Source organism: Pseudomonas sp. GM24 (assembly GCF_000282235.1).
GTDB lineage: Bacteria > Pseudomonadota > Gammaproteobacteria > Pseudomonadales > Pseudomonadaceae > Aquipseudomonas.
Map to the genome: position 1 here is coordinate 1 of NZ_AKJR01000020.1, position 20,707 is coordinate 20,707.

19 protein-coding genes are annotated in these 20,707 nt (G+C 61.2%); 10 read left to right on the forward strand and 9 right to left on the reverse strand.

The annotated features are described in order from the left end of the window. Positions 1–164 precede the first annotated feature (164 nt). On the forward strand, positions 165–2,258 hold the full coding sequence (locus PMI23_RS02530) for a mechanosensitive ion channel family protein (RefSeq protein WP_007910972.1): 2,094 nt from the start codon (positions 165–167) through the stop codon (positions 2,256–2,258). Positions 2,259–2,288: 30 nt separating this feature from the next. Here PMI23_RS02530 and PMI23_RS02535 read toward each other — a convergent pair whose 3' ends face one another. Next, entirely contained in the window at positions 2,289–6,575 is a 4,287-nt protein-coding gene (locus PMI23_RS02535) for a DEAD/DEAH box helicase (RefSeq protein WP_007949622.1), read from the reverse strand. A 363-nt stretch (positions 6,576–6,938) separates the two neighbouring features. Between PMI23_RS02535 and PMI23_RS02540 the strand changes: the two genes are divergently transcribed. Beyond that, positions 6,939–7,823: a sugar nucleotide-binding protein gene (locus tag PMI23_RS02540; RefSeq protein WP_042704874.1), complete on the forward strand. Its 885-nt coding sequence runs from the start codon at positions 6,939–6,941 to the stop codon at positions 7,821–7,823. Beyond that, complete coding sequence (locus tag PMI23_RS02545; protein WP_007910966.1) at positions 7,816–8,748, forward strand: NAD-dependent epimerase/dehydratase family protein; 933 nt, start codon at positions 7,816–7,818, stop codon at positions 8,746–8,748. Before PMI23_RS02540 ends, PMI23_RS02545 begins: the two co-directional genes overlap by 8 nt. Before the next feature lie 367 nt (positions 8,749–9,115). Here PMI23_RS02545 and PMI23_RS02550 read toward each other — a convergent pair whose 3' ends face one another. The 5 genes from PMI23_RS02550 to PMI23_RS02570 all read right to left on the reverse strand — a co-directional run bounded on the left by PMI23_RS02550 (position 9,116) and on the right by PMI23_RS02570 (position 13,309). Beyond that, positions 9,116–9,814, reverse strand: coding sequence for an OmpW/AlkL family protein (locus PMI23_RS02550; RefSeq protein WP_007910962.1), 699 nt, complete (start codon positions 9,812–9,814; stop codon positions 9,116–9,118). Positions 9,815–10,062: 248 nt separating this feature from the next. After that, on the reverse strand, positions 10,063–10,581 hold the full coding sequence (locus PMI23_RS02555; protein WP_007910961.1) for a DUF3299 domain-containing protein: 519 nt from the start codon (positions 10,579–10,581) through the stop codon (positions 10,063–10,065). Positions 10,582–10,592: 11 nt separating this feature from the next. Next, positions 10,593–11,858, reverse strand: a complete 1,266-nt coding sequence (locus PMI23_RS02560) for an ABC transporter permease (RefSeq protein ID WP_007910960.1) — start codon at positions 11,856–11,858, stop codon at positions 10,593–10,595. Position 11,859: 1 nt separating this feature from the next. Then, positions 11,860–12,570: an ABC transporter ATP-binding protein gene (locus PMI23_RS02565; protein WP_016984101.1), complete on the reverse strand. Its 711-nt coding sequence runs from the start codon at positions 12,568–12,570 to the stop codon at positions 11,860–11,862. Positions 12,571–12,709: 139 nt separating this feature from the next. After that, complete coding sequence (locus PMI23_RS02570; RefSeq protein WP_007910957.1) at positions 12,710–13,309, reverse strand: DUF2796 domain-containing protein; 600 nt, start codon at positions 13,307–13,309, stop codon at positions 12,710–12,712. A 135-nt stretch (positions 13,310–13,444) separates the two neighbouring features. Between PMI23_RS02570 and PMI23_RS02575 the strand changes: the two genes are divergently transcribed. Beyond that, positions 13,445–13,804 (forward strand): hypothetical protein, encoded by a 360-nt coding sequence (locus PMI23_RS02575; protein WP_007910954.1) that lies wholly within the window; start codon positions 13,445–13,447, stop codon positions 13,802–13,804. Positions 13,805–13,892: 88 nt separating this feature from the next. On the opposite strand, the gene trxA is transcribed toward PMI23_RS02575, so the two are convergent. From trxA to PMI23_RS02595, 3 genes are all read right to left on the reverse strand, one after another. Beyond that, positions 13,893–14,765 (reverse strand): thioredoxin, encoded by an 873-nt coding sequence (gene trxA, locus PMI23_RS02580; RefSeq protein WP_007910952.1) that lies wholly within the window; start codon positions 14,763–14,765, stop codon positions 13,893–13,895. Positions 14,766–14,963: 198 nt separating this feature from the next. Continuing rightward, the gene (locus PMI23_RS02590) at positions 14,964–15,617 is read right to left on the reverse strand and encodes a class I SAM-dependent methyltransferase (protein ID WP_007910949.1); all 654 of its coding nucleotides are present in this window, start codon (positions 15,615–15,617) and stop codon (positions 14,964–14,966) included. After that, on the reverse strand, positions 15,614–16,078 hold the full coding sequence (locus tag PMI23_RS02595) for a YbaY family lipoprotein (protein ID WP_007910947.1): 465 nt from the start codon (positions 16,076–16,078) through the stop codon (positions 15,614–15,616). Before PMI23_RS02595 ends, PMI23_RS02590 begins: the two co-directional genes overlap by 4 nt. Before the next feature lie 128 nt (positions 16,079–16,206). On the opposite strand from PMI23_RS02595, the gene nrdR reads away from it, so the two are divergent. From nrdR to nusB, 6 genes are all read left to right on the forward strand, one after another. Next, positions 16,207–16,671 (forward strand): transcriptional regulator NrdR, encoded by a 465-nt coding sequence (gene nrdR / locus PMI23_RS02600; RefSeq protein WP_007910946.1) that lies wholly within the window; start codon positions 16,207–16,209, stop codon positions 16,669–16,671. Next, positions 16,668–17,801 carry a bifunctional diaminohydroxyphosphoribosylaminopyrimidine deaminase/5-amino-6-(5-phosphoribosylamino)uracil reductase RibD gene (ribD, locus tag PMI23_RS02605; RefSeq protein ID WP_007910943.1) on the forward strand — a complete coding sequence of 378 codons (1,134 nt, stop codon included), beginning with the start codon at positions 16,668–16,670 and terminating at the stop codon, positions 17,799–17,801. The genes nrdR and ribD overlap by 4 nt, the downstream gene beginning before the upstream one ends. Before the next feature lie 47 nt (positions 17,802–17,848). Further along, positions 17,849–18,526 (forward strand): riboflavin synthase, encoded by a 678-nt coding sequence (locus tag PMI23_RS02610; protein WP_007910941.1) that lies wholly within the window; start codon positions 17,849–17,851, stop codon positions 18,524–18,526. Positions 18,527–18,542: 16 nt separating this feature from the next. After that, positions 18,543–19,634 (forward strand): bifunctional 3,4-dihydroxy-2-butanone-4-phosphate synthase/GTP cyclohydrolase II, encoded by a 1,092-nt coding sequence (gene ribBA / locus PMI23_RS02615; RefSeq protein WP_007910939.1) that lies wholly within the window; start codon positions 18,543–18,545, stop codon positions 19,632–19,634. A gap of 91 nt (positions 19,635–19,725) precedes the next feature. After that, the gene (ribH, locus tag PMI23_RS02620; RefSeq protein WP_003228649.1) at positions 19,726–20,202 is read left to right on the forward strand and encodes a 6,7-dimethyl-8-ribityllumazine synthase; all 477 of its coding nucleotides are present in this window, start codon (positions 19,726–19,728) and stop codon (positions 20,200–20,202) included. Further along, a complete protein-coding gene (gene nusB / locus PMI23_RS02625; RefSeq protein ID WP_007910937.1) occupies positions 20,199–20,699 on the forward strand; it encodes a transcription antitermination factor NusB in 501 nt (166 codons plus the stop codon). Before ribH ends, nusB begins: the two co-directional genes overlap by 4 nt. Positions 20,700–20,707 lie beyond the last annotated feature (8 nt).

The window sequence follows — 20,707 nt, forward strand, 5'->3', positions numbered from 1 at the left end:
CAGGGTCTGAGTTCGACTCCGGACTTTCAGATCGGTGCAGCCGGATCAGGCAACTCGGTCAGTTCCCTCTCCCTCTGGGAGAGGGCTAGGGTGAGGGGGCTCTTGAACTTGCCACACAAAACTTGATCAGTTCCTTACAGGTTCAGCCAAGGGAGATCGGAGTTTTGGGCAAGTTCAGGATCGCCATTCTGCTGGGAGCACTGCTGTTTCTCGGCGCCAGTGAAATCGACGCCGCCGCATTGCCGGGCGTCCCGGCCGCCACCGAAGAAGCGGCTAAACCCGAACCGATTGTGCAGGGCGGGCTGCTCGGTGCGATCAGTTCGAGCATCGATGATGTACAAGACAAACTCGATCTCAACGAACACCTGGTCGATGCCTGGCGCCTGCGCGCTGATCGCGCCGCCGATGAAGTGGACAAACTGGTCAACCAGCCGTCGAATCGCTCGGGCTGGAGCGTCGCCGGGGATTTCCTCTCTTTGTCCGGCACTTGGCTCGGCAGTTTCGCGCTGCTCACCGTGCTCGGCAGCCTGTTGACCAAACGCCTGCGCGAGGGTCGCTGGTTGCGCACCCGTCAGCGTAGTCAGGATCTGATTGGTTACTTGCTGCCTTACACCATTCCAGCGCTGATCTGCCTGCCGCTGACCCTCTACGTCAGCCATTTTCTGCAAGCCTCGGTGGGACGTGCGCTGGCGCTGTGTCTGGCCTACGCCACCAGCAGCGGCATCTTTTCCACCTCGATGTTGTTGTGTGTGGTGGTGATGTTCAACGTCGGCCACAAACGTCCGGCGGCGCGGATCATCCGTAATTACTGCCCGCGACCGCTGTTCCTGATCGGCTTTCTCGCCGCCCTCAGCGATGCGCTGACCAGCCCGCAGATCGCCCGCCAACTGGGCGGCAATATCACCAGCAGCGTCGCGGTATTTACCGGCCTGATCGCCTCGGTGATTTTCGGTCTGCTGGTGATTCGCCTGCGTCGCCCGGTGGCGCATCTCATCCGCAATCGTTCGCTGAGCCAGCGCTTGAAACAACCCTCGTTGCAGGAATCGCTGCGAATCTTTTCCGGGCTGTGGTATTGGCCGATCGTGTTGATGGTGCTGGTCTCGGCGGTCAATCTGATCGGCATCGGCGAGGACAATCAGAAAGCCCTGCGCTGCGCGCTGTTCACCACGGTTTTGTTAATCGGCACGGTATTCCTCAGCACGATCCTGCAGCACTTGTTCAAGTCACGAAAGGCCGAAGCGATCCAGCGCAGCAGCGCCTACAAGGAACGTTTTCTCAGTCTGCTTCACGCGTTGCTGCGGATCGTCATCGCCATTGCCTTCATCGATATTCTCGGACGGATCTGGGGCGTGTCGTTGCTCGATTTTGCCCAGAGCAGCACGGTCGGAAGAGCAATCAGCAACGCGTTAAGCAGCATTGGTTTGATCTTCCTGGTGACGTGGTTGTTGTGGGTGGTACTCGACACGGCGATCCAGGAAGCGCTGAAGCCGCCGCTCAGCAAACGCGCGGCGCGCCAGCCGAGTACGCGGGTAAAAACCATTTTGCCGCTGCTGCGTAACGCGATCAAAATCATCCTCGTGGTGATCTGTGCGATCACCACCATGGCCAATCTGGGGATCAACGTCGCGCCATTGCTGGCCGGTGCCGGGGTGGTCGGGTTGGCCATCGGTTTCGGCTCGCAGCAACTGGTGCAGGACGTGATCACCGGGCTGTTCATCATCATCGAAGACACCCTGTCGATTGGCGATTGGGTGGTGCTCGATTCCGGGCACGCCGGTACAGTCGAAGGGCTGACCATTCGCACGCTGCGCCTGCGTGACGGTAAAGGTTTTGTGCACTCGGTGCCGTTTGGTCAGATCAAGGCAGTAACCAACCAATCGCGGCAGTTTGCCTTTGCGTTTTTCTCGGTGCAGTTCACTTATGACACGGATGTGGATAAAGCCATCGAGCTGATTCGAGAAACCGGTGATTCGATCCGCGAAGACCCGTTCCTCAAGTACAACCTGCAAGGGCCGCTGGATGTGTTTGGCGTCGACAAGATGGATTTGAACGGCGTGGTGCTGACGGCGCAGTTCCGCACGGTGTCCGGTGGGCAGTATGCGGTGAGCCGGGCGTTCAACCAGCGTTTGAAGAAGCTTGTGGATAACACCGCGACCGTGCATTTCGCGCAGACTTATCCACAGCAGGTTTTGTTGCCAAAGCGGGAGCAGGAGGGGACTGTGGTGGCGAGCGAGGTGCCGCAGGAGTCGCGGACTTAACCGGTGGATTTTTTGGTGTTGATGCTGACCTCAATGCCGGATCAGCTTGCTGCGCACCTGCTCCATATCAATCTGATCCAGCTCCAGCCAGAATTGTTGCTTGCCGGCAATCTCCGCCGCTACTGGCAAACCATCGCGATACACCAGCCGATTACTCACCAGCGCCGGCACTTTCACCCCCGGCAATAACGTCCCGGCCAGATTCAGCGGATCAACCCCACACACCGCTACCAGACTGCCGTCATGCGGCCGCCGACGGACTTCGCGCAATAACGGAATCGCCTCAGGCAAGGCAAACTGCTCCCCCGCCAAACCACTGACAAACCGCCCGCCACGAATCTCGCCCCGCGCTTCCAGCCGATGAAACGTACGCAGCAATTCTCGCCAACTCGGCAACCAGTCCGCTTCGCGCTCCAGCAAGCGCCAGAACACCACGCCATAGCGCCGCAACAAGGTCATCGCGACGTGCTCCAGCGTCTCGCTGTTATCCACAGCCGCGCCACGCCGCAACAACGCCCAGCGCCCGGCATCGTCCATCCCACCGATAAACGCCCCGCGCCCACGCCTACTGCTGCGCTGCTGGCGCTTGCTTGCCGGGGTGATCAATGCGCGCAGGCCTGCGAAGCTGTCGGCATTTACCAGGCCGGCGCCGACCAGCTCCTGCAAGGCGATCTCCAGCTCGGTGCGCAGCAGGTGCGCTTCATGAATCAGCTCATCGAAAAACAGCGCACCGTGCTGACTCAAAGCTTCAAATACCTTCTGGGTTTTCGGCGAGAGTTCGCTCACTGGGGTCTGTTCGGCCAACGCGCTCCACAAACCGACCTGACTGCGTGGCAGCAACACGATCGGCGTGCTGCGCAATGCCGTGCCACTGACTTTTTGCCGGGCACTGAGGCGCATCCACACCAGTCTGCCGTTGCGGCACAGGTCATCCAGCCAGCTCGGTGAATAGTCCTTGAGACGGGCCGGGAGAAGGTCGCTGTCCCACGCCGAAGCCGCCGCCGCGTAACCTTCGAACTGGCCGACAATCGCAGGCAATACGGCGCTGCCCTGACCGCGAATCGCGGGCGAAAGATGCTGCCAGTCGAACAGAAAGCGCATGAAATCCTGCAACGCCACCGGCTCGATTTCCCGGCGCAGGCGCTTGACCGTGTAGCGATGAATGCGCGCGAGCAGGTGCCGTTCGCACCATTCTTCAACGTTGACCTTGGGCGTGAACTGACCGCGCAGCACATAACCTTCGCGTTCCAGTTGCGCGAGGGTTTGATGGACTTGAGCGGTCGGCAGCGCGAGCGGTTCGGCAATCGCGGATAACGGCAGTGGTCCGAAGGCACCGAGGCGTGCGCGGATCACCTCGACCAGTGCTGCATCGAACGTCCAGATTTCAGCGAATCCCGGCAACGCCTCCAGCTCGGGTTGCAGAATCGCCTGTGGATAAAGCGCTTGCAGACAGGTCAGGCGTTCGCGGGCCAGCCACAAGCCATGCTCGGAGTCGATCTGCAAACGGCAGGCGCGCCCGCTGCGGGCCAGGGTTTCCAGCCATGCGCGCCAGCCTTCGTTCGCTTGCACTTCCTCATCGCTGATGCACGCCAGGCTCATCAGCGCCTCATGCATTTCGTCCACAGCGTTCGGCGTCGGCCAGGCTTCTTCACGCACGGCGGCAATCGCGTCCGCATCCAGTGCACCGAGATCATCGGTCGATTGCGGATCGCTCCAGCGCCGGTTGATCACCGCCTGAGTACGGCGTTCTTCCAGCGGTGCGTCGTCGAGAAAGGTGTACGGCCGCGCACTGAGGATTTCAGCGGCGAGCGGCGAGGGCGCCGGCAGGTCGCGGCTGATCAAACGCACCTCGCCACGCTCCATGCGCCGCAGCAGATTGAGCCAGCCTTCGCTGTCCATCGCCTCATGCAGGCAATCGTCCAGTGTCTGCTCGATCAACGGATGCTCGGGAATTTCGCGTTCACCGGCGAGGTTTTCCAGACAGGCAATCTGATCGGGAAACACGCTGGCAATCAGGTCTTCGCTTTTCATCCGCTGCAACTGCGGCGCAACTTTGCGCCCGCCGGTGAAACGCGGCAGCGCCAGCGCCACCCCGGCGTTCCAGCGCCAGCGCACGCCGAACAGCGGCGCATCAAGCACCGCTTGAATGAGGATGTGCTCGGCGCTGTTGCTGTGCAGGTAACGCCAGATATCGTCGAGTTCAAAGCTGTGGCTGGTGGACAGCGACAGCACGATGGCGTCCTCGCTGGCGGCAGCCTGCAATTCGAAGTTGAAGGTGCGACAGAAACGCTTGCGCAGGGCCAGGCCCCAGGCGCGGTTGATGCGGCTGCCAAACGGTGAATGGATGATCAGTTGGGTGCCGCCGGACTCGTCGAAAAACCGCTCCATCAGCAGCGTGTCCTGCGAAGGCAGGGCGCCGAGGGTTTGCCGGGCGCGAGCGAGGTATTCGACCAGTTGTTCGGCGCTGGCGCGGTTGAGGCCGAGGGTCTGCGTCAGCCAGTCGAGCGCCGGTTGCAGATCGCCGGGGCTGGCACCGAGTAGCTCGTCGAGTTGTGCTTGCAGACGTGCGACAGCGGATGACAATTCATCGCTGCGCCCCGGCGCTTCGCCGAGCCAGAATGGAATGGTCGGCGGCTGGCCGTGGGCATCTTCGACACGCACCTTGCCGGTTTCCACGCGCAGGATCCGGTAGGAGGTATTGCCAAGCTGGAACACATCGCCGGCGATGCTTTCCACGGCGAAGTCTTCGTTGACGCTGCCGATGTTCAGGCCTTGCGGTTCGAGCATGACGCTGTAGTCGGCGTTATCGGGAATGGTGCCGCCGCTGGTCACGGCGGTCAGTTGTGAACCGCGACGGCCACGCAAGGTGCGACTGACGGCGTCGCGGTGCAGGTACGCGCTGCGAATGCCTTGGCGACCGTTGTAGCCTTCGGCGAGCATGCTCAGCAGGGCCTGATAGTGTTTTTCGTCGAGGTCGCGATAAGGCGAGGCTTGGCGGAACATCGCCAGTAAGGCGTCCTCCGGCCATTCCTGACAACTGACTTCGGCGATGATCTGCTGCGCCAGCACATCCAGCGGCGCTTCGGGGATGTGCAGGGTATCGAGCTCGCCACGGCGCACGCAGTCGAGCAGGGCGGCGCATTCGATCAGGTCGTCGCGGGTGGTGGCGAACAATCGGCCCTTGGGTGTGCCGCCCACCTGGTGCCCGGAACGGCCAACCCTTTGCAGAAACCCGGCGATGGAGCGCGGCGAAGCAATCTGGCAGACCAGATCGACTTCACCGATATCGATGCCCAGTTCCAGCGAGGCGGTAGCGATCAATACCTGCAGTTCGCCGCGCTTGAGGCGTTGTTCGGCGTCGAGGCGAAACTCCTTGGCCAGACTGCCGTGATGCGCGGCCACCGCGTGCTTGCCGAGGCGTTCGCTGAGGTGCCGGCTCAGGCGCTCGGCGAGGCGCCGGGTGTTGACGAAAATCAGCGTGGTGCGGTGCTCGCGAGCGAGTTCAGCGAGGCGGTCGTAGACCAATTCCCAGACATCGTTGGCCATCACTGCCGACAACGGCACCGGCGGCACCTCAATACCAAGGTCCCGTGGCCGGGCGTGGCCGATATCGATGATCTCGCAGGGACGCTCATGGCCGACAAGAAATTGCGCCACGGCTTCGACCGGTTTCTGCGTAGCGGACAGACCGATACGGGTCAGCGGTTCGGCGCACAACGCCTGCAGGCGTTCAAGACTGAGGGCCAGATGACTGCCGCGTTTGCCAGCGGCCATCGCGTGGATTTCATCGATGATCACTGTCCGTGTGGTGCCGAGCATTTTCCGTCCGGATTCGGATCCGAGCAGCACGTAGAGTGATTCCGGTGTGGTCACCAGAATGTGCGGCGCCGATTTGCGCATGGCCGCACGTTCTTTCTGCGGGGTGTCACCGGTGCGCACGACGGTGGTGATTTGCAGCTCGGGCAGACCCATCTGCCGCAGTTGTCCGGTGATCCCTGCCAGCGGGTTTTGCAGGTTGATGCGAATGTCGTTGGACAGCGCCTTCAGTGGCGAGACGTAGACCACCAGCGTTTCGTCGGGTAGACCGTCGGGATTGTCCAGGCCTCGGTGGACGAGGTCGTCGAGCACGGCGAGAAACGCGGTGAGGGTTTTGCCGGAGCCAGTGGGCGCGGCGATCAGCGTCGAACGGCGCTGGCGGATCAACGGCCATGCGCGCGCCTGGGCGGCGGTGACCGTCGGGAACGTGCTGCTGAACCAGGCGCTGACGGCGGGGTGAAAGCCTGCCAGGGCCGCGTCCGTGGGGATGGGCAGATTCATGGCTTAAGTTATGCGGGCGCGGGTGGGAAGATGCAAGTACCGCTGGGATCTTCAGCGTCTGGTAGGGCCTCTTCGCTGGCAAGCCAGCTCCCACACGGACAAGCCAGCTCCCACACGGACTGACCAGCTCCCACACGGACTGATGTCGTTCATAGAATTTGTAATCAGCGCTGGACCCTGTGGGAGCTGGTTTGCCAGCGATGGTGCCAGTTGCCACGACACAAATCCCGGCGATCTACACTTTACGGATGACGGTTGCGCACTAAACCCGCAAAATGCAACGATTCCGGTAATTATCGACGACGGTTCCACGAGATCCGTCGCTAAAGCCATCGTTCCAATCAGACTGGGCCTGCTGACTCTATGCGAATGCGCCTTATGTTACTGGGCGGCGGAAATGCCCTTGGGCAGGCGCTGATTCGCCTCGGTGCAGAGGAAGACATCGGTTTCCTCGCCCCCCGCCCACCCGAAAACGGCTGGGATGCCGCGAGCCTGACGCAACTGCTCGACGACACCCGTCCCGATGCGTTGATCAACCTCGCCTACTATTTCGACTGGTTCCAGGCCGAGGCCGTCAGCGAAAGCCGCATGGCCGGGCAGGAACGTGCGATCGAGCGTCTGGCCGAACTGTGCCAGCACCACAACATCGTCCTCGTCCAGCCTTCCAGTTATCGGGTGTTCGATGGTTCGCGTGCCACGGCGTACAGCGAAAAAGACGAACCGGTGCCGCTGGGTCTGCGCGGTCAGGCATTGTGGCGCATCGAACAAAGCGTTCGCGCCACGTGCCCGCAACATGTACTGCTGCGCTTCGGCTGGCTGCTTGATGACAGCCCGAACGGCACCCTCGGGCGTTTCCTCGCTCGTGCCGAGCAGCCAGAAGAATTGCTCCTGGCCGATGACCGCCGTGGCAATCCGACCCCGGTCGACGATGCCGCGCGCGTGATCATTTCGGTGCTCAAGCAACTCGATTGCGCCGCGCCGCTGTGGGGCACTTACCATTACGCAGGCCACGAGGCGACCACGCCGCTGGCGCTGGGCCAGGCGATTCTGACCGAAGCGCGCAGCCTGCACGCTCTGGCCATCGAAGCGCCGACCGCCCAGGCTCACGCCGCGCGGCCGGACGCTAGCGAAGAGCCGCAACACGCCGTGCTGGCCTGCAAAAAAATTCTGCACACTTTCGGGATCAAGCCGCGCGCCTGGCGTGCCGCACTCCCGGGCTTACTGGATAGGTTCTACCGTCATGGCTGAAGGGACTGTTTTAATCACCGGCGGAGCCGGTTTCATTGGCTCGCACCTGACCGATGCCTTGCTTGCTCAAGGCCATTCGGTGCGCATCCTCGACGATTTGTCGACGGGCAAGCGCAGCAACCTGCCGCTGGACAATCCAAAGGTCGAGCTGATTGTCGGTGATGTCGCCGATGCGGCGCTGGTGGCCAAGGCCATGCAGGGCTGCAGCGCGGTCGCTCACCTGGCGGCGGTGGCGTCGGTGCAGGCGTCGGTGGATGACCCGGTGAAGACACACCAGAGCAATTTCATTGGCACGCTGAATGTCTGCGAAGCCATGCGTCTGGCCGGGGTCAAACGTGTGTTGTATGCCTCCAGCGCAGCGGTCTACGGCAACAATGGCGAGGGCGAGTCGATTGATGAAGACACGCCCAAGGCTCCATTGACGCCTTATGCCTCGGACAAACTGGCGGGCGAGCATTATTTCGATTTCTATCGCCGCCAGCATGGCCTGGAACCGGTGATCTTCCGTTTCTTCAATATCTTCGGCCCGCGTCAGGATCCGTCCTCGCCGTATTCCGGGGTGATCAGCATTTTCAGCGAACGTGCGCAGAAAGGTTTGCCGATTACCGTGTTCGGTGATGGTGAGCAGACGCGCGATTTCCTGTACGTCGAAGATCTGGTCGATCTGCTGGTGCAGGCGATCGAAAAGTCTGAGGTCGAAGTCGGTGCGGTGAACGTCGGCTGGAATCAGTCGATGAGTCTCAAGCAGATGCTTCAGGCGCTTGAATCGGTAGTCGGTGAGCTGCCGCCGATCAGCTATGGCCCGGCGCGTTCCGGTGATATCCGGCATTCGCGGGCGAACAACGCTCGTCTGCTGGAACGCTTCAAGCTGCCACAGCAGACGCCGATGAGTGTGGGTTTGGCGCGGTTGCTTGGTCGCTCCTGAAAAGAGCCCCTCACCCTAGCCCTCTCCCAGAGGGAGAGGGGACTGACCGTAGCGTTTGTGAGAAATGCGCCGACGTGAGATACCGGGTTGAGCTCAGATTTTGAAGAGCACACAAATCGGCTCCCTTTCCCCCTCTCCCTGAGGGAGAGGGCTGGGGTGAGGGGGATGATCCAACTCACGCTAAACATTTGCGGCAGACATGAAAAAGGCGCCCTTTGACAGGCGCCTTTTTCACGGCCGGAATATGTCGCTACTCCTGTGGCAAGGGGATGTTATCCCCCGATCAACTGCGTACGGTCGCCGTCAGTTCTATGCCTGCTCACCACCAAGCCTCATCCACCACCACGTGAACGTTCGATAACTCGACTTAGAACTTATAGCCCAAACCAACCATGTAGATGAACGGATCCACATCGACGTTGACCCGTGCGCGAGTGCCCGGTGCAACCGCGTTGTTCTCGACGGTGGCGCGGGTGTCGATGTCGATGTAACGCACTTGGGCGTTGAGCATGATGTTGTCGGTCAGCATGTAGTCGGCACCGACCTGCCAGGCCAGACCCCAGGAGTTTTTCGCCTTGAAGTTGCTGAAACCGTTGGCACTCGCTTCGCTGCCGACGTGTTCGTCATAGATCCAGGTGTAGTTGATACCGCCACCGACATACGGCTGGAACGGCGACTTCGAGTCCAGCGGGTAGTACACAACGCTGAGGGTTGGCGGCAGGTGTTTCAGGGTGCCGAGCTTGCCATTGGCCGCTGGCAGGGCAGTGCCTTTGAGCTTGACGTCATGCTCGAACGGCGTCGCCGCGAGCAGTTCGAGGCCGACGTGATCGGTGAGCATGTAGGCGAAGTTCAGACCCAGTTGGGTGTCGCTGCTCATGGTCGCCTTGCCGCCCAGATTGGTGCCGCTCAACGGACCCTGATCGACTTTGACGCTGGAGCTGTCGGCCTTCGGGTTGACGGTGATCGCACCGGCGCGGATGAGGATGTCACCGGCTTCGTGGGCGTGGGCGAGCGGGGCTGCGAGCGCGAGGGCAAACAGCGAGGCGCTGAGCAAGGACTTGTTCATGGGGGCTCCGAAAGGACGTTAGAAATGTCTGATGTCCTATGGTACGAAGCCAACTGATACGGTCTTTTGACTCAGCTCAATGAAACAGTGAAGGGGCGGGTTTCTGTGCAACCTTGAGGGCCCCATCGCTGGCAAGCCAGCTCCCACAGGTTCCGTTGGTGTTCACAAAATATGTGAACGACTCGATCCCCGTGGGAGCTGGCTTGCCAGCGATGGGGCCCTTACAAACAGCATAAAATTATCGGGATTCACTCCGGCAGCTCATACACATAAATCTTGTCGGCATCCATCTGATACCCGGCATCCGCTAGTTCGCTGCTCGACGCCTTGACCTGCAACGGTCCCTCGACCCAATACGGCTGATACAGCTCATCGAGCTTCACGCCCAACTCGCTTTTCACATGCACAATCTGGTTCGACGGCGGTGGCGGCACGTGGATGCAGGCGCCGAAATACGGCACCAGCAAAAAGTCTGTGGTGCGCCCCTCTTCATTGACTTCCAGTGGCACGATATAACCCGGCAAACGAATGTTCTGCCCGTCGAGTGCCTGCACCACCGGCGCGTCCGGCAGGTCCTGCTTCGCCGCTGGCGCGGACTCGGCAGACAACGCATCGCCCATCTTCGACAGGTCGTGCAGCGGCGTCATGTTCGGCACTTCCGGCGCGGCGTCCGGTGGAATCATTTCCGACCACGTCAGGTCTTTCGGCGCTGCTGCCCACACGGGCAGGGCGATCAGCAACAGCAGCGCGAGTGCAGCGCGGGGCATGGTGAACATCCTCATAAACGGATCGACAGGCCATCGGCCAGGGATTGGCGATAAGCGCGCCAGGCCGGCACGCTGCCCATCAGCAGCGCGGCCGCCAGAATGCCACCGAGCAGCGTCCATTCATACTCGCTCGGCCACGCCAGCGGCAGGTACAAACCGTAATTGGCCTGTACATAACCCTGCGCAGCGGCGATACCGATGTACAACAACGCAACGCCGGCAATCACTCCGGTCAGCGCCAGGGCAAACGCCTCTAGCACCAGCAGACTCGCGATATGCCACGGCCGCGCCCCGACCGAACGCAGAATCGCCATCTCGCGGCGACGCTCGTTGAGGCTGGTGAGAATCGCTGTGAGCATGCCGATCAACCCGGTCAACACCACAAACAACGAGACCACGAACAGCGCTTTTTCAGCGGTACTCATCAGGCTCCACAACTCTTGCAACGCCACGCCCGGCAGAATCGCCAGCATCGGTTCGCCACGGAATTCATTGATCTCGCGTTGCAGCGCAAACGTGGAAATCTTGCTGTTGAGGCCGAGCATAAACGCGGTGATTGCTTGCGGCGTCAGGTCCATGTTGCGTGCCTGATCGGCGCTGATTCGGCCGTTACCTCGCGCGGGTACGCCGTTATGCCAGTCGATGTGAATCGCCTCCATGCCGCCGAGGCTGATGTGCAACGTGCGATCGACCGGGGTGCCGGTGCGCTTGAGAATGCCGACCACGGTGAACGGTTTGTCGTCGTGCTTGACCAGACTGATCGCGGCCACGCCGTGGGCCAGCACCAGTTTGTCACCGAGTTTGTAATGCAGCGCATCCGCGACCTCGGCACCCAGCACCACTTCAAACGGGTCCGTCGCAAACGCGCGGCCGTCGGCCAGTGTCAGGTGTTGCTGGCGACCGTACTGGTAATGCTCGAAATAGGCTTCGGTGGTGCCCATCACGCGATAACCGCGATGGGAGTCGCCGAGGGACATCGGAATCGCCCACTTCACTTTCGGGTTGCTGGCGAAGTGTTCGAAGCTGTCCCAGCGGATGTTGTTGGTGGCGTTGCCGATACGGAACACCGAGTACAGCAACAGGTTTACCGAGCCGGAGCGCGCGCCGACGATCAGGTCGGTGCCGCTGATGGTGCTGGCGAAACTGGCTTTGGCTTCGGTGCGCACTCGTTCAACGGCAAGCAGCAAACAGACCGACAGAGCGATCGCAAATGCGGTGAGCAGAGCAGTAAAGCGGCGGTTGGCCAGGCTGGCCATGGCCAGACGAAACAGATACATCTCAGACCTCGGCAGACGTGGCGGCGCGATTGAGTTCGGCCAGGGACAGGTGACGGTCGAACAGTGGCGCCAGGCTCTGGTCATGGCTGACGAACAGCAGACTGGAACCGGCCTCGCGGCATTCGGCGAACAGCAGGCGGATGAAGTTTTCCCGCGCGTCGTAGTCCAATGCCGAGGTCGGTTCGTCGGCAATCACCAATTCAGGCTGGCCGATCAATGCGCGTGCGGCAGCGACCCGTTGTTGCTGGCCGATCGACAGCGAGTCGGCGCGGCGGCTGAGGATGCTTTCATCTTTCAATCCCAAGTGGGCGAGCAGGGTAGCGGCGGCTTGATCGACGCTGCCGTGGCGCTGTTTCGCTCGTTGCGCACGCAGTTTCGAGAAGTGGCACGGCAGCTCAACGTTCTCGCGCACCGAGAGAAACGGTAGCAAGTTGAACTGCTGGAAAATGTAGCCGGTGTGATCGACACGGAAGGTATCGCGAGCGCCGGCGGAGAGTTCGGTGAGTTCCTGGCCGAGCAGACGAATGCTGCCGCGACCGGGTTTCTGCACGCCACCGAGCAGGCCGAGCAGGGTGGTCTTGCCGCTGCCGCTGGGGCCTTTGAGGAACAGGGTTTCACCAGCTTCCAGACGAAACGCCGGGATGTCCAGCAGCGGCGGGTGACCGGGCCAGTTGAAGCCCAGGTCGGACAGTTCGATGAGTGCTTGGGTCATGGCACCAGTTTCATGAGGTGAACACATTTCCCCCTGTAGGAGCTGCCGAAGGCTGCGATCTTTTGATCTTGGTTTTTTACAATCAAAAGATCGCAGCCTCGTTTCACTCGCCAGCTCCTACAGGGGATTTACGGTGTGATCAGAATTTCAGCGCGGCAGCCTTGGCCGTCACTTCGGTACCTTGCTGGCCGCTGGCGCTGATCAGTTGTACCTGAATTTTCTGCGTCGCCGGGAAGGTCTTGAAGACGTTCGCCAGATCGAGGGTCTTCAGCGCGCCCGGTGTGGCGCAGTTGAACTGATAGTGCGCGTGGATTTCGCTGTGGTCGTGGTGATGCTCGTGGCCGTCCTTGTCCGCTTCATCGTCGTCATGATCATCGGCATCCGGCTTGTCGCCGAACAACGGGCTTTCCAGTTCCTGACTGACCACTTTGCAACCGGCAGCGGCGGGCAGGCTGAACAGGGCCAGCGGTTTTTCCAGTTGCGCGCGGGCGGCAGCGACTTTGGCCTTGTCGGCATCGCTGGTGGCGACGTGTTCGAAACCGACGAGGTTCATCGCCGGGCTTTCCAGCTCAAGCTCCAGGGTTTGACCATCGAGCGCCGCGTTCAATCGACCGACGCCGTGTTCATGCGCGCCGAGGCTGCCGTGTTCATGGTCGTGATCGTGGTCATGCTCATCGGCAGCATGGGCGATGGCCAGCGGCAACAGGGCAAACGGCAAAGCGAGCAGCAGACGACGCATGGCGGTCTCCGGGAAGTAAAGTGAAGAGTTTGTTATGTAATCTTATAACGAAAGTGCGCAGAGTTTGCCCGTGCGCTTGGCGTTGCACAAGTCCCGTGGGAGCATGCAGGTCAGAAAAGTGCAGGAGCGAACTCAATGTTGCGGATACGCGGAACCGTCGGCGAAGTGCCGGTGGACTTGACGGTGGAATTGGATGACGGCGATTGGGCGAAGCTCGGTTCAGCGCTGAATGGGCAGGCGCCGGTCGCTCAATCTGAGGCGGTCGCATCAGCCCCGGCGGCGAAACCGCTGAATCAGGACGATGCCTTGTGGCAGGTCGCCAAGGACCTGTTGCGCAAGGCCGGGCAACTGAGCGGGCCGGATCTGCTCGATCAGCTGGAAGCGCTGACCGGCAGCGCGGCAGCGGGCAAGCGCTTGCTGGTGCGTTTGCGCCATAGCTCGGACGTGAAAGTGGTGAGCGGCGGGGATACACCGCTCTACAGCTGGATCGAGTGAGTTGCAAAAGATCGCAGCCTGCGGCAGCTCCTACAAGGGTGTACACGATCCCAATGTAGGAGCTGCCGCAGGCTGCGATCTTTTGATCTTAATAAAGCGCAGCAAACATCTTGCGGCGGTACACCGTCACCAGCGGATGATCATTGCCCAGCAACTCGAACACCTGCAGCAAGGTTTTGTGCGGCAGACCTTCGCCATAGTTGCGGTTGCGGATGAACAGCTTCAGTAGTGCATCCAGCGCCGCGTCGTACTGCTGACGCGCCAGTTGCTGAATCGCCAGTTGATACACCGCTTCATCGTCCTGCGGATCTTTCGCCAGGCGCGTTTTCAGGTCGGCGGCATCCGGCAGATCACGCGCCAGGCCAAGGAATTTGATCTGCGCCTTGGCGCCGGCCAGTGCGGCTTTGTGCTCATCACTCTTGACCGCATCCAGCACGGTTTGCGCTTCGTCCAGCTCGCCGCGTTCAGTCAGGCAGCGCGCGTAGAGGATTAGCGCCTTGGCGTTAGTGTTGTCTTCGGTGAGCATCACCACCAGCGCCGCTTCGGCGTCGGCGTAACGACCGTCATCGAACAATGCCTGAGCCTGCTCGAACGGATCGGCCGCGGCCGGTGGCGGCATTTGCACGTGCGGCTCAAGCAAGGCACGCACGGCGGATTCCGGTTGCGCACCGGCAAAACCGTCGACCGGTTGACCGTCCTTGAACAGCACCACGGTTGGCAGGCTGCGAATACCGAAGCGGGCGACGATGTCCTGCTCGATATCGCAGTTGACCTTGGCCAGCAGCAACTCGCCCTGATAGCTCTCGGCAATGCTTTGCAGCATCGGCATCAGCGCCTTGCACGGCGCACACCATTCGGCCCAGAAATCCACCAGCACCGGTTTGTTGAAGGAAGCCTCGATCACCGACTGGTCGAAATCGGCCGTCGTGGCGTCGAAGATGTATGGCGTTTGCTCGCTCATGGGGGATCTCGTCAAAGCGTGGATGGGGCAACTATACGGCTTGGCGGGGTGTGGCCGGAAGCGGGGCAGATTTGAGAGGTGTATCGCTAGGCAGGACGCCATCGCTGGCAAGCCAGCTCCCACAGGGTTCTGTGTCGTATACGAAATGTTGGTTCGACTCGGTCACTGTGGGAGCTGGCTTGCCAGCGATGCTTTTGGCTAGCGCCGCGCGTGGTACAGGCTGACATGCCGAAATTCCTCAGGCTCCGCCAGATCCGGCAAGGTCATCGCCTCAAGCATTTCAATGCGCTCATACAACGGATGCCGAAAATCCCGAACCCGCGAATCCGCCACCAGCGCCTCGCGGCCACGGCTCAAAAACGCATCGAGCAACGGCAGATTCGCCCGGTCATACAACACATCCGCCACCAGAATCAGATCAAAGCGATCGGCTTCGGCAAAAAAATCCGTCGAATAACCCATCTCGACATCATTCAACGCGGCATTCGCCCGGCAGGCGGAAATCGCCAGCGGATCGAGATCGCACGCCACCACCTCCAGAGCCCCGGCTTTCACCGCCGCAATCCCGGCAATCCCGGAACCTGCGCCGAAATCCAGCACGCGTTTACCGCGCACCCACTCGGGGAACTCTGCAAGATAACGCGCCACCGCCAGACCGCTGGCCCAGCAGAAACCCCAATACGGTGGCTCGTGCAGAATTCGCTGAATTTCTTCCTGACTGAATTCGCGATCCATGTTGTCGCCATCGATCAGCCACAACTGCAAATCAGTGTCGGGCAAGGCACAGACCTTGAGTCTGGCGTCGCCGAGCAATTCACCCAGCGCCTGTTGCAGGTCGAGCGGTGCATTCATGGTGCTTTGACAAATTGCAGTTGGCCCAACGCCTGAGTGGTTGGCTGGCTGATGGTTTGCGAAGGCAGATGCAGGATCAACTGACCGGACTGGCTGGCGCGCCCGCGCAGTTCAACCCGCGCACCGGCGGGGAAGGCGTCCGGGTTGAAGCGCAGGCGGAACGGCAGGATCTGGTTGTTGCCGATCAGGCTGGAACTGGCGAGCAATTGTTGCGGGCGATCCTTTCCATCGATCACCAGCAGCGCCAGTTCGACTTCGGCACCGGCCGGCACGCCTTGCAGGGTGCCGCTCAGTTCGCGTTGATAGACCGGCAGTGGGCCAAGCTCGGCGGCCTCTTTGGCTTTTTTCTGCGCTTGCTGCGGCGCCGGGCCTGGCGTTGGCGGCTGAGGCTTGGGTGCATCGCTGCCACAGGCCACCAGCAGGCTGAAAAGACTGAGCAAAACGAGCGGACGTAACGGCATTGGATGCTCCGGCAAAATGAAATCCATGGATCAAACGATCATGCCGTTCTGTATACCGCAAAGCCTATGGCTTGTCTTGCCACCGGGATGCGCTACCATGGCCCTCCCTTTTTTTGTTGCCAGCCACCATGCACTGTCCCTTCTGCGGTGCCAACGACACCAAGGTCATCGACTCGCGTCTGGTCGCCGAGGGCGAACAGGTGCGCCGCCGGCGTGAATGCCTGGCCTGCGGCGAACGTTTCACGACGTTCGAGACGGCCGAACTGGTGTTGCCGCGCCTGATCAAAACCGATGGCAGCCGCCAACCGTTCGACGAAGAAAAACTCCGCGCCGGCATGCAACGCGCGCTGGAGAAACGTCCGGTGAGCGTCGAGCGCCTCGAATCCTCTCTGGTTCACATCAAGCACAAGCTGCGCGCCACCGGCGAGCGCGAGGTCAAATCCCTCGTGGTCGGCGAACTGGTCATGGCCGAGTTGCAAAAGCTTGATGAAGTTGCCTACATCCGTTTCGCTTCGGTGTACAAGCGCTTTCAGGACCTCAACGAGTTCCGCGAAGAAATCGACCGCCTCGCCCGCGAACCGGTGAAAGAATGACCACCGCCGCCGAGCAGGCCATCCTCGACGCCCACTTCATGGCGCGCGCGCTGGAACTGGCGCGCAAAGGTCACTACACCACCCATCCCAATCCTCGGGTTGGCTGCGTGGTGGTGCGTGACGGGCAGATTGTCGGCGAAGGCTGGCATGAACGCGCCGGCGAACCGCACGCCGAAGTCCATGCCCTGCGCGCCGCCGGTGAGCTTGCCCGGGGCGCGACCGCTTATGTAACTCTCGAACCGTGCAGCCACCATGGCCGCACACCGCCGTGTGCCGATGCGCTGGTGAATGCTGGCGTAGGCCGCGTGGTCGCAGCGATGCGTGATCCGAATCCACAAGTGGCTGGGCGTGGTTTGCAGCGCTTGACCGATGCCGGCATCGCCACTGAAAGCGGTGTGCTCGAAGCCGAAGCGCGCAAGCTCAATCAAGGTTTTCTGAAACGCATGGAACACGGCTTGCCGTTCGTGCGGGTCAAGTTGGCCATGAGCCTCGATGGTCGCACGGCAATGGAGAGCGGCGAGAGTCAATGGATCACCGGTCCCGCTGCTCGTTCGGCAGTCCAGCGTTTGCGCGCTCAGGCCGCCGTGGTGCTGACCGGCGCCGACACAGTGCTGGCCGATGGCGCGCGGTTGACTGTGCGGGCCGACGAGTTGGGTCTGGATGCCGAACAAACCTCATTGGCCATGAGCCGTCCACCACTGCGCGTGCTGATCGATGGCCGCCTGCGGGTGCCGCTGGATGCGCCGTTCTTCAAGGCCGGCCCGGCGTTGGTCGCCACCTGTGTCGCGATCGAAGAGCAATACGCTCACGGCCCCGAGTGCCTGATCGTGCCGGGTGATGACGGTCAGGTCGATCTGCATCAGTTGCTGATTGAACTGGCCAACCGTGGCGTCAATGAGGTGCTGGTTGAAGCCGGCCCGCGTCTGGCCGGCGCTTTTGCTCAGCTTGGTCTGGTCGACGAATTCGTGATCTTCATCGCCGGCAAGTTCCTCGGTTCTTCGGCGCGTCCGCTGCTCGACTGGCCGTTGGCCTATATGAAGGACGCTCCCGAGCTGAAAATCACTGAAATTCGTGCGGTGGGCGATGACTGGCGAGTCACTGCCATCCCTGCTCGACCGGCGAGCGTATAATTCCCGGCCATCGCGTTAGCGCTGGCTCAGTTCTCAAGGAGAACCCCATGTTTACCGGCATCATCGAATCCATCGGCAGTATCCGCGCACTGACCCCAAAGGGCGGTGATGTGCGGGTCCACGTCGCGACCGGCAAGCTCGACCTGAGCGACGTCAAACTCGGCGACAGCATCGCGGTCAACGGCGTTTGCCTGACTGCCGTTGAGCTGCCGGGCGACGGCTTTGCCGCCGACGTCAGCCGTGAAACACTTGACTGCACCGCCATGAATGACCTGAAAAGCGGCAGCCCGGTCAATCTGGAAAAAGCCCTGACCCCGACCACCCGTCTCGGCGGGCATCTGGTCAGCGGTCACGTCGACGGCGTCGGCGAAATCGTCTCGCGCAGCGACAACGCCCGCGCCGTGGAATTTCGCATCCGCGCGCCGAAAGAATTAGCCAAGTACATCGCCCATAAAGGCTCGATCACCGTCGACGGCACCAGCCTGACCGTGAACGCCGTCGATGGCGCCGAGTTCATGCTGACGATCATTCCGCACACCCTGAGCGAAACCATTATGGCGTCGTACACGCCGGGTCGCCGGGTGAATCTGGAGGTCGATTTGCTGGCGCGCTATCTGGAGCGCCTTCTGCTTGGCGACAAGGCTGCAGAATCGGGCTCGTCACAAAAGCCTGGCGGCACCATCACCGAAAGCTTTCTGGCCGCCAACGGCTACCTCAAATCCTGACTGAAGGGGGTGCCTTGTGGCGCTCAATAGCATCGAAGAACTGGTTGAAGACATCCGCCAAGGCAAGATGGTCATCCTCATGGATGACGAAGACCGCGAGAACGAAGGCGACCTGATCATGGCCGCCGAATGCTGCCAGGCCGAGCACATCAATTTCATGGCCAAGCACGCCCGTGGCCTGATCTGCATGCCGATGAGCCGCGAGCGCTGCGAACTGTTGAAGCTGCCACTGATGGCGCCACGCAACGGTTCCGGTTTCGGTACCAAGTTCACCGTTTCGATCGAAGCCGCCGAGGGCGTGACCACCGGCATCTCCGCCGCTGATCGTGCGCGCACCGTGCAAGCGGCTGCCGCCAAGGATGCCAAGGCTGAAGACATCGTCAGCCCGGGCCATATCTTCCCGCTGATGGCGCAGGCCGGCGGCACCCTCGCTCGCGCCGGCCATACCGAAGCCGCTTGCGACCTGGCGCGCATGGCCGGTTTCGAGCCAAGTGGCGTGATCTGCGAAGTGATGAACGACGACGGCACCATGTCTCGTCGTGCCGAACTCGAAGAGTTTGCCGCTGAACACAACATCAAGATCGGCACCATCGCCGACCTGATTCACTACCGGATGATCCACGAACGTACCGTTCAGCGGATTGCCGAGCAGCCACTGGACAGCGAACTGGGCCAATTCAACCTGGTGACCTATCGTGATTCCGTGGAAGGCGACGTGCACATGGCGCTGACCCTGGGCACTGTTTGCGCCGAAGAACCAACGCTGGTTCGCGTGCACAACATGGATCCGCTGCGCGACCTGTTGATGGTCAAGCAACCGGGCCGCTGGAGCCTGCGCGCCGCCATGGCTGCGGTTGCCGAGGCGGGCAGCGGTGTGGTGCTGTTGCTCGGTCACCCGCTCGACGGCGACGTGCTGCTGGCACATATCCGTGAAACCGGCGATCAGGCCGCGCCGAAAAAACCGACGACTTACAGCATCGTCGGTGCCGGTTCGCAGATCCTGCGCGACCTCGGTGTGCGCAAAATGCGTTTGATGTCTGCACCAATGAAATTTAATGCGATATCCGGTTTCGATCTGGAAGTTGTAGAATACGTGCCCTCCGAATAATGACCGGTTGTTTCCGGACCCGAATTCGCGGCAAATAAATCACTGAGGGACGCGTAGCAGACGCGTCCCGGCTCTTTAAGAGAACTGACGAATGACCCTGAAGACCATCGAAGGTACCTTCATCGCCCCTAAAGGCCGCTACGCTTTGGTAGTGGGCCGCTTCAACAGCTTCGTCGTTGAAAGCCTGGTCAGCGGTGCAGTTGATGCCCTGGTTCGCCACGGCGTGAGCGAAAGCGACATCACCATCATCCGCGCACCTGGCGCCTTCGAAATCCCGCTGGTTGCGCAGAAAGTCGCCCAGAAAGGCGAGTTCGCTGCAATCATTGCGCTGGGCGCGGTCATTCGTGGCGGCACCCCGCACTTCGAATACGTGGCAGGCGAGTGCACCAAGGGTCTGGCCCAGGTCTCCATGGAGTTCGGCGTTCCGGTTGCTTTCGGCGTCCTGACCGTTGATTCCATCGAGCAAGCCATCGAACGTTCCGGCACCAAGGCCGGTAACAAAGGTGCCGAAGCTGCCCTGTCCGCTCTGGAAATGGTCAGCCTGCTGGCGCAGTTGGAGGCCAAGTGATTAGCGACGAAAGCGATCGTTTCAACCCGCGCGATCCGAAACCTGCGGATGCCGGCAAGCCCTCGAAAAGCGTCAAGCGTCGCGAAGCCCGTCAGCTCGCGACTCAAGCGCTGTACCAGTGGCACATGGCCCGGCAATCGCTGAACGAGATCGAAGCGCAGTTTCGCGTTGATAACGATTTCACCGATGTCGATGGTGCTTACTTCCGTGAAATCCTCCACGGGGTTCCGCAGTTCAAGACTGAAATCGACACCGCTCTGACGCCTTGCCTGGATCTGGCGATCGAAGAGCTCGACCCGGTTGAACTGGCCGTTCTGCGCCTGTCGACCTGGGAGCTGCTCAAGCGCGTTGATGTGCCGTACCGCGTGGTGATCAACGAAGGTATCGAGCTGGCGAAAGTCTTCGGTTCGACCGACGGCCACAAGTTCGTCAACGGCGTACTCGACAAGCTGGCCCCGCGCCTGCGTGAAGCTGAAGTGAAGGCGTTCAAGCGCTGATCGGCGCT

Coding starts and splice junctions, on each gene's coding strand:
- PMI23_RS02535 (WP_007949622.1), bottom strand. CDS start 6,575: ATGAATCTGCCCATCCCCACGGACGCGGCCCTGGCAGGCTTTCACCCC.
- PMI23_RS02540 (WP_042704874.1), top strand. CDS start 6,939: ATGCGAATGCGCCTTATGTTACTGGGCGGCGGAAATGCCCTTGGGCAG.
- PMI23_RS02545 (WP_007910966.1), top strand. CDS start 7,816: ATGGCTGAAGGGACTGTTTTAATCACCGGCGGAGCCGGTTTCATTGGC.
- PMI23_RS02550 (WP_007910962.1), bottom strand. CDS start 9,814: ATGAACAAGTCCTTGCTCAGCGCCTCGCTGTTTGCCCTCGCGCTCGCA.
- PMI23_RS02555 (WP_007910961.1), bottom strand. CDS start 10,581: ATGCCCCGCGCTGCACTCGCGCTGCTGTTGCTGATCGCCCTGCCCGTG.
- PMI23_RS02560 (WP_007910960.1), bottom strand. CDS start 11,858: ATGTATCTGTTTCGTCTGGCCATGGCCAGCCTGGCCAACCGCCGCTTT.
- PMI23_RS02565 (WP_016984101.1), bottom strand. CDS start 12,570: ATGACCCAAGCACTCATCGAACTGTCCGACCTGGGCTTCAACTGGCCC.
- PMI23_RS02570 (WP_007910957.1), bottom strand. CDS start 13,309: ATGCGTCGTCTGCTGCTCGCTTTGCCGTTTGCCCTGTTGCCGCTGGCC.
- PMI23_RS02575 (WP_007910954.1), top strand. CDS start 13,445: ATGTTGCGGATACGCGGAACCGTCGGCGAAGTGCCGGTGGACTTGACG.
- trxA (WP_007910952.1), bottom strand. CDS start 14,765: ATGAGCGAGCAAACGCCATACATCTTCGACGCCACGACGGCCGATTTC.
- PMI23_RS02590 (WP_007910949.1), bottom strand. CDS start 15,617: ATGAATGCACCGCTCGACCTGCAACAGGCGCTGGGTGAATTGCTCGGC.
- PMI23_RS02595 (WP_007910947.1), bottom strand. CDS start 16,078: ATGCCGTTACGTCCGCTCGTTTTGCTCAGTCTTTTCAGCCTGCTGGTG.
- nrdR (WP_007910946.1), top strand. CDS start 16,207: ATGCACTGTCCCTTCTGCGGTGCCAACGACACCAAGGTCATCGACTCG.
- ribD (WP_007910943.1), top strand. CDS start 16,668: ATGACCACCGCCGCCGAGCAGGCCATCCTCGACGCCCACTTCATGGCG.
- PMI23_RS02610 (WP_007910941.1), top strand. CDS start 17,849: ATGTTTACCGGCATCATCGAATCCATCGGCAGTATCCGCGCACTGACC.
- ribH (WP_003228649.1), top strand. CDS start 19,726: ATGACCCTGAAGACCATCGAAGGTACCTTCATCGCCCCTAAAGGCCGC.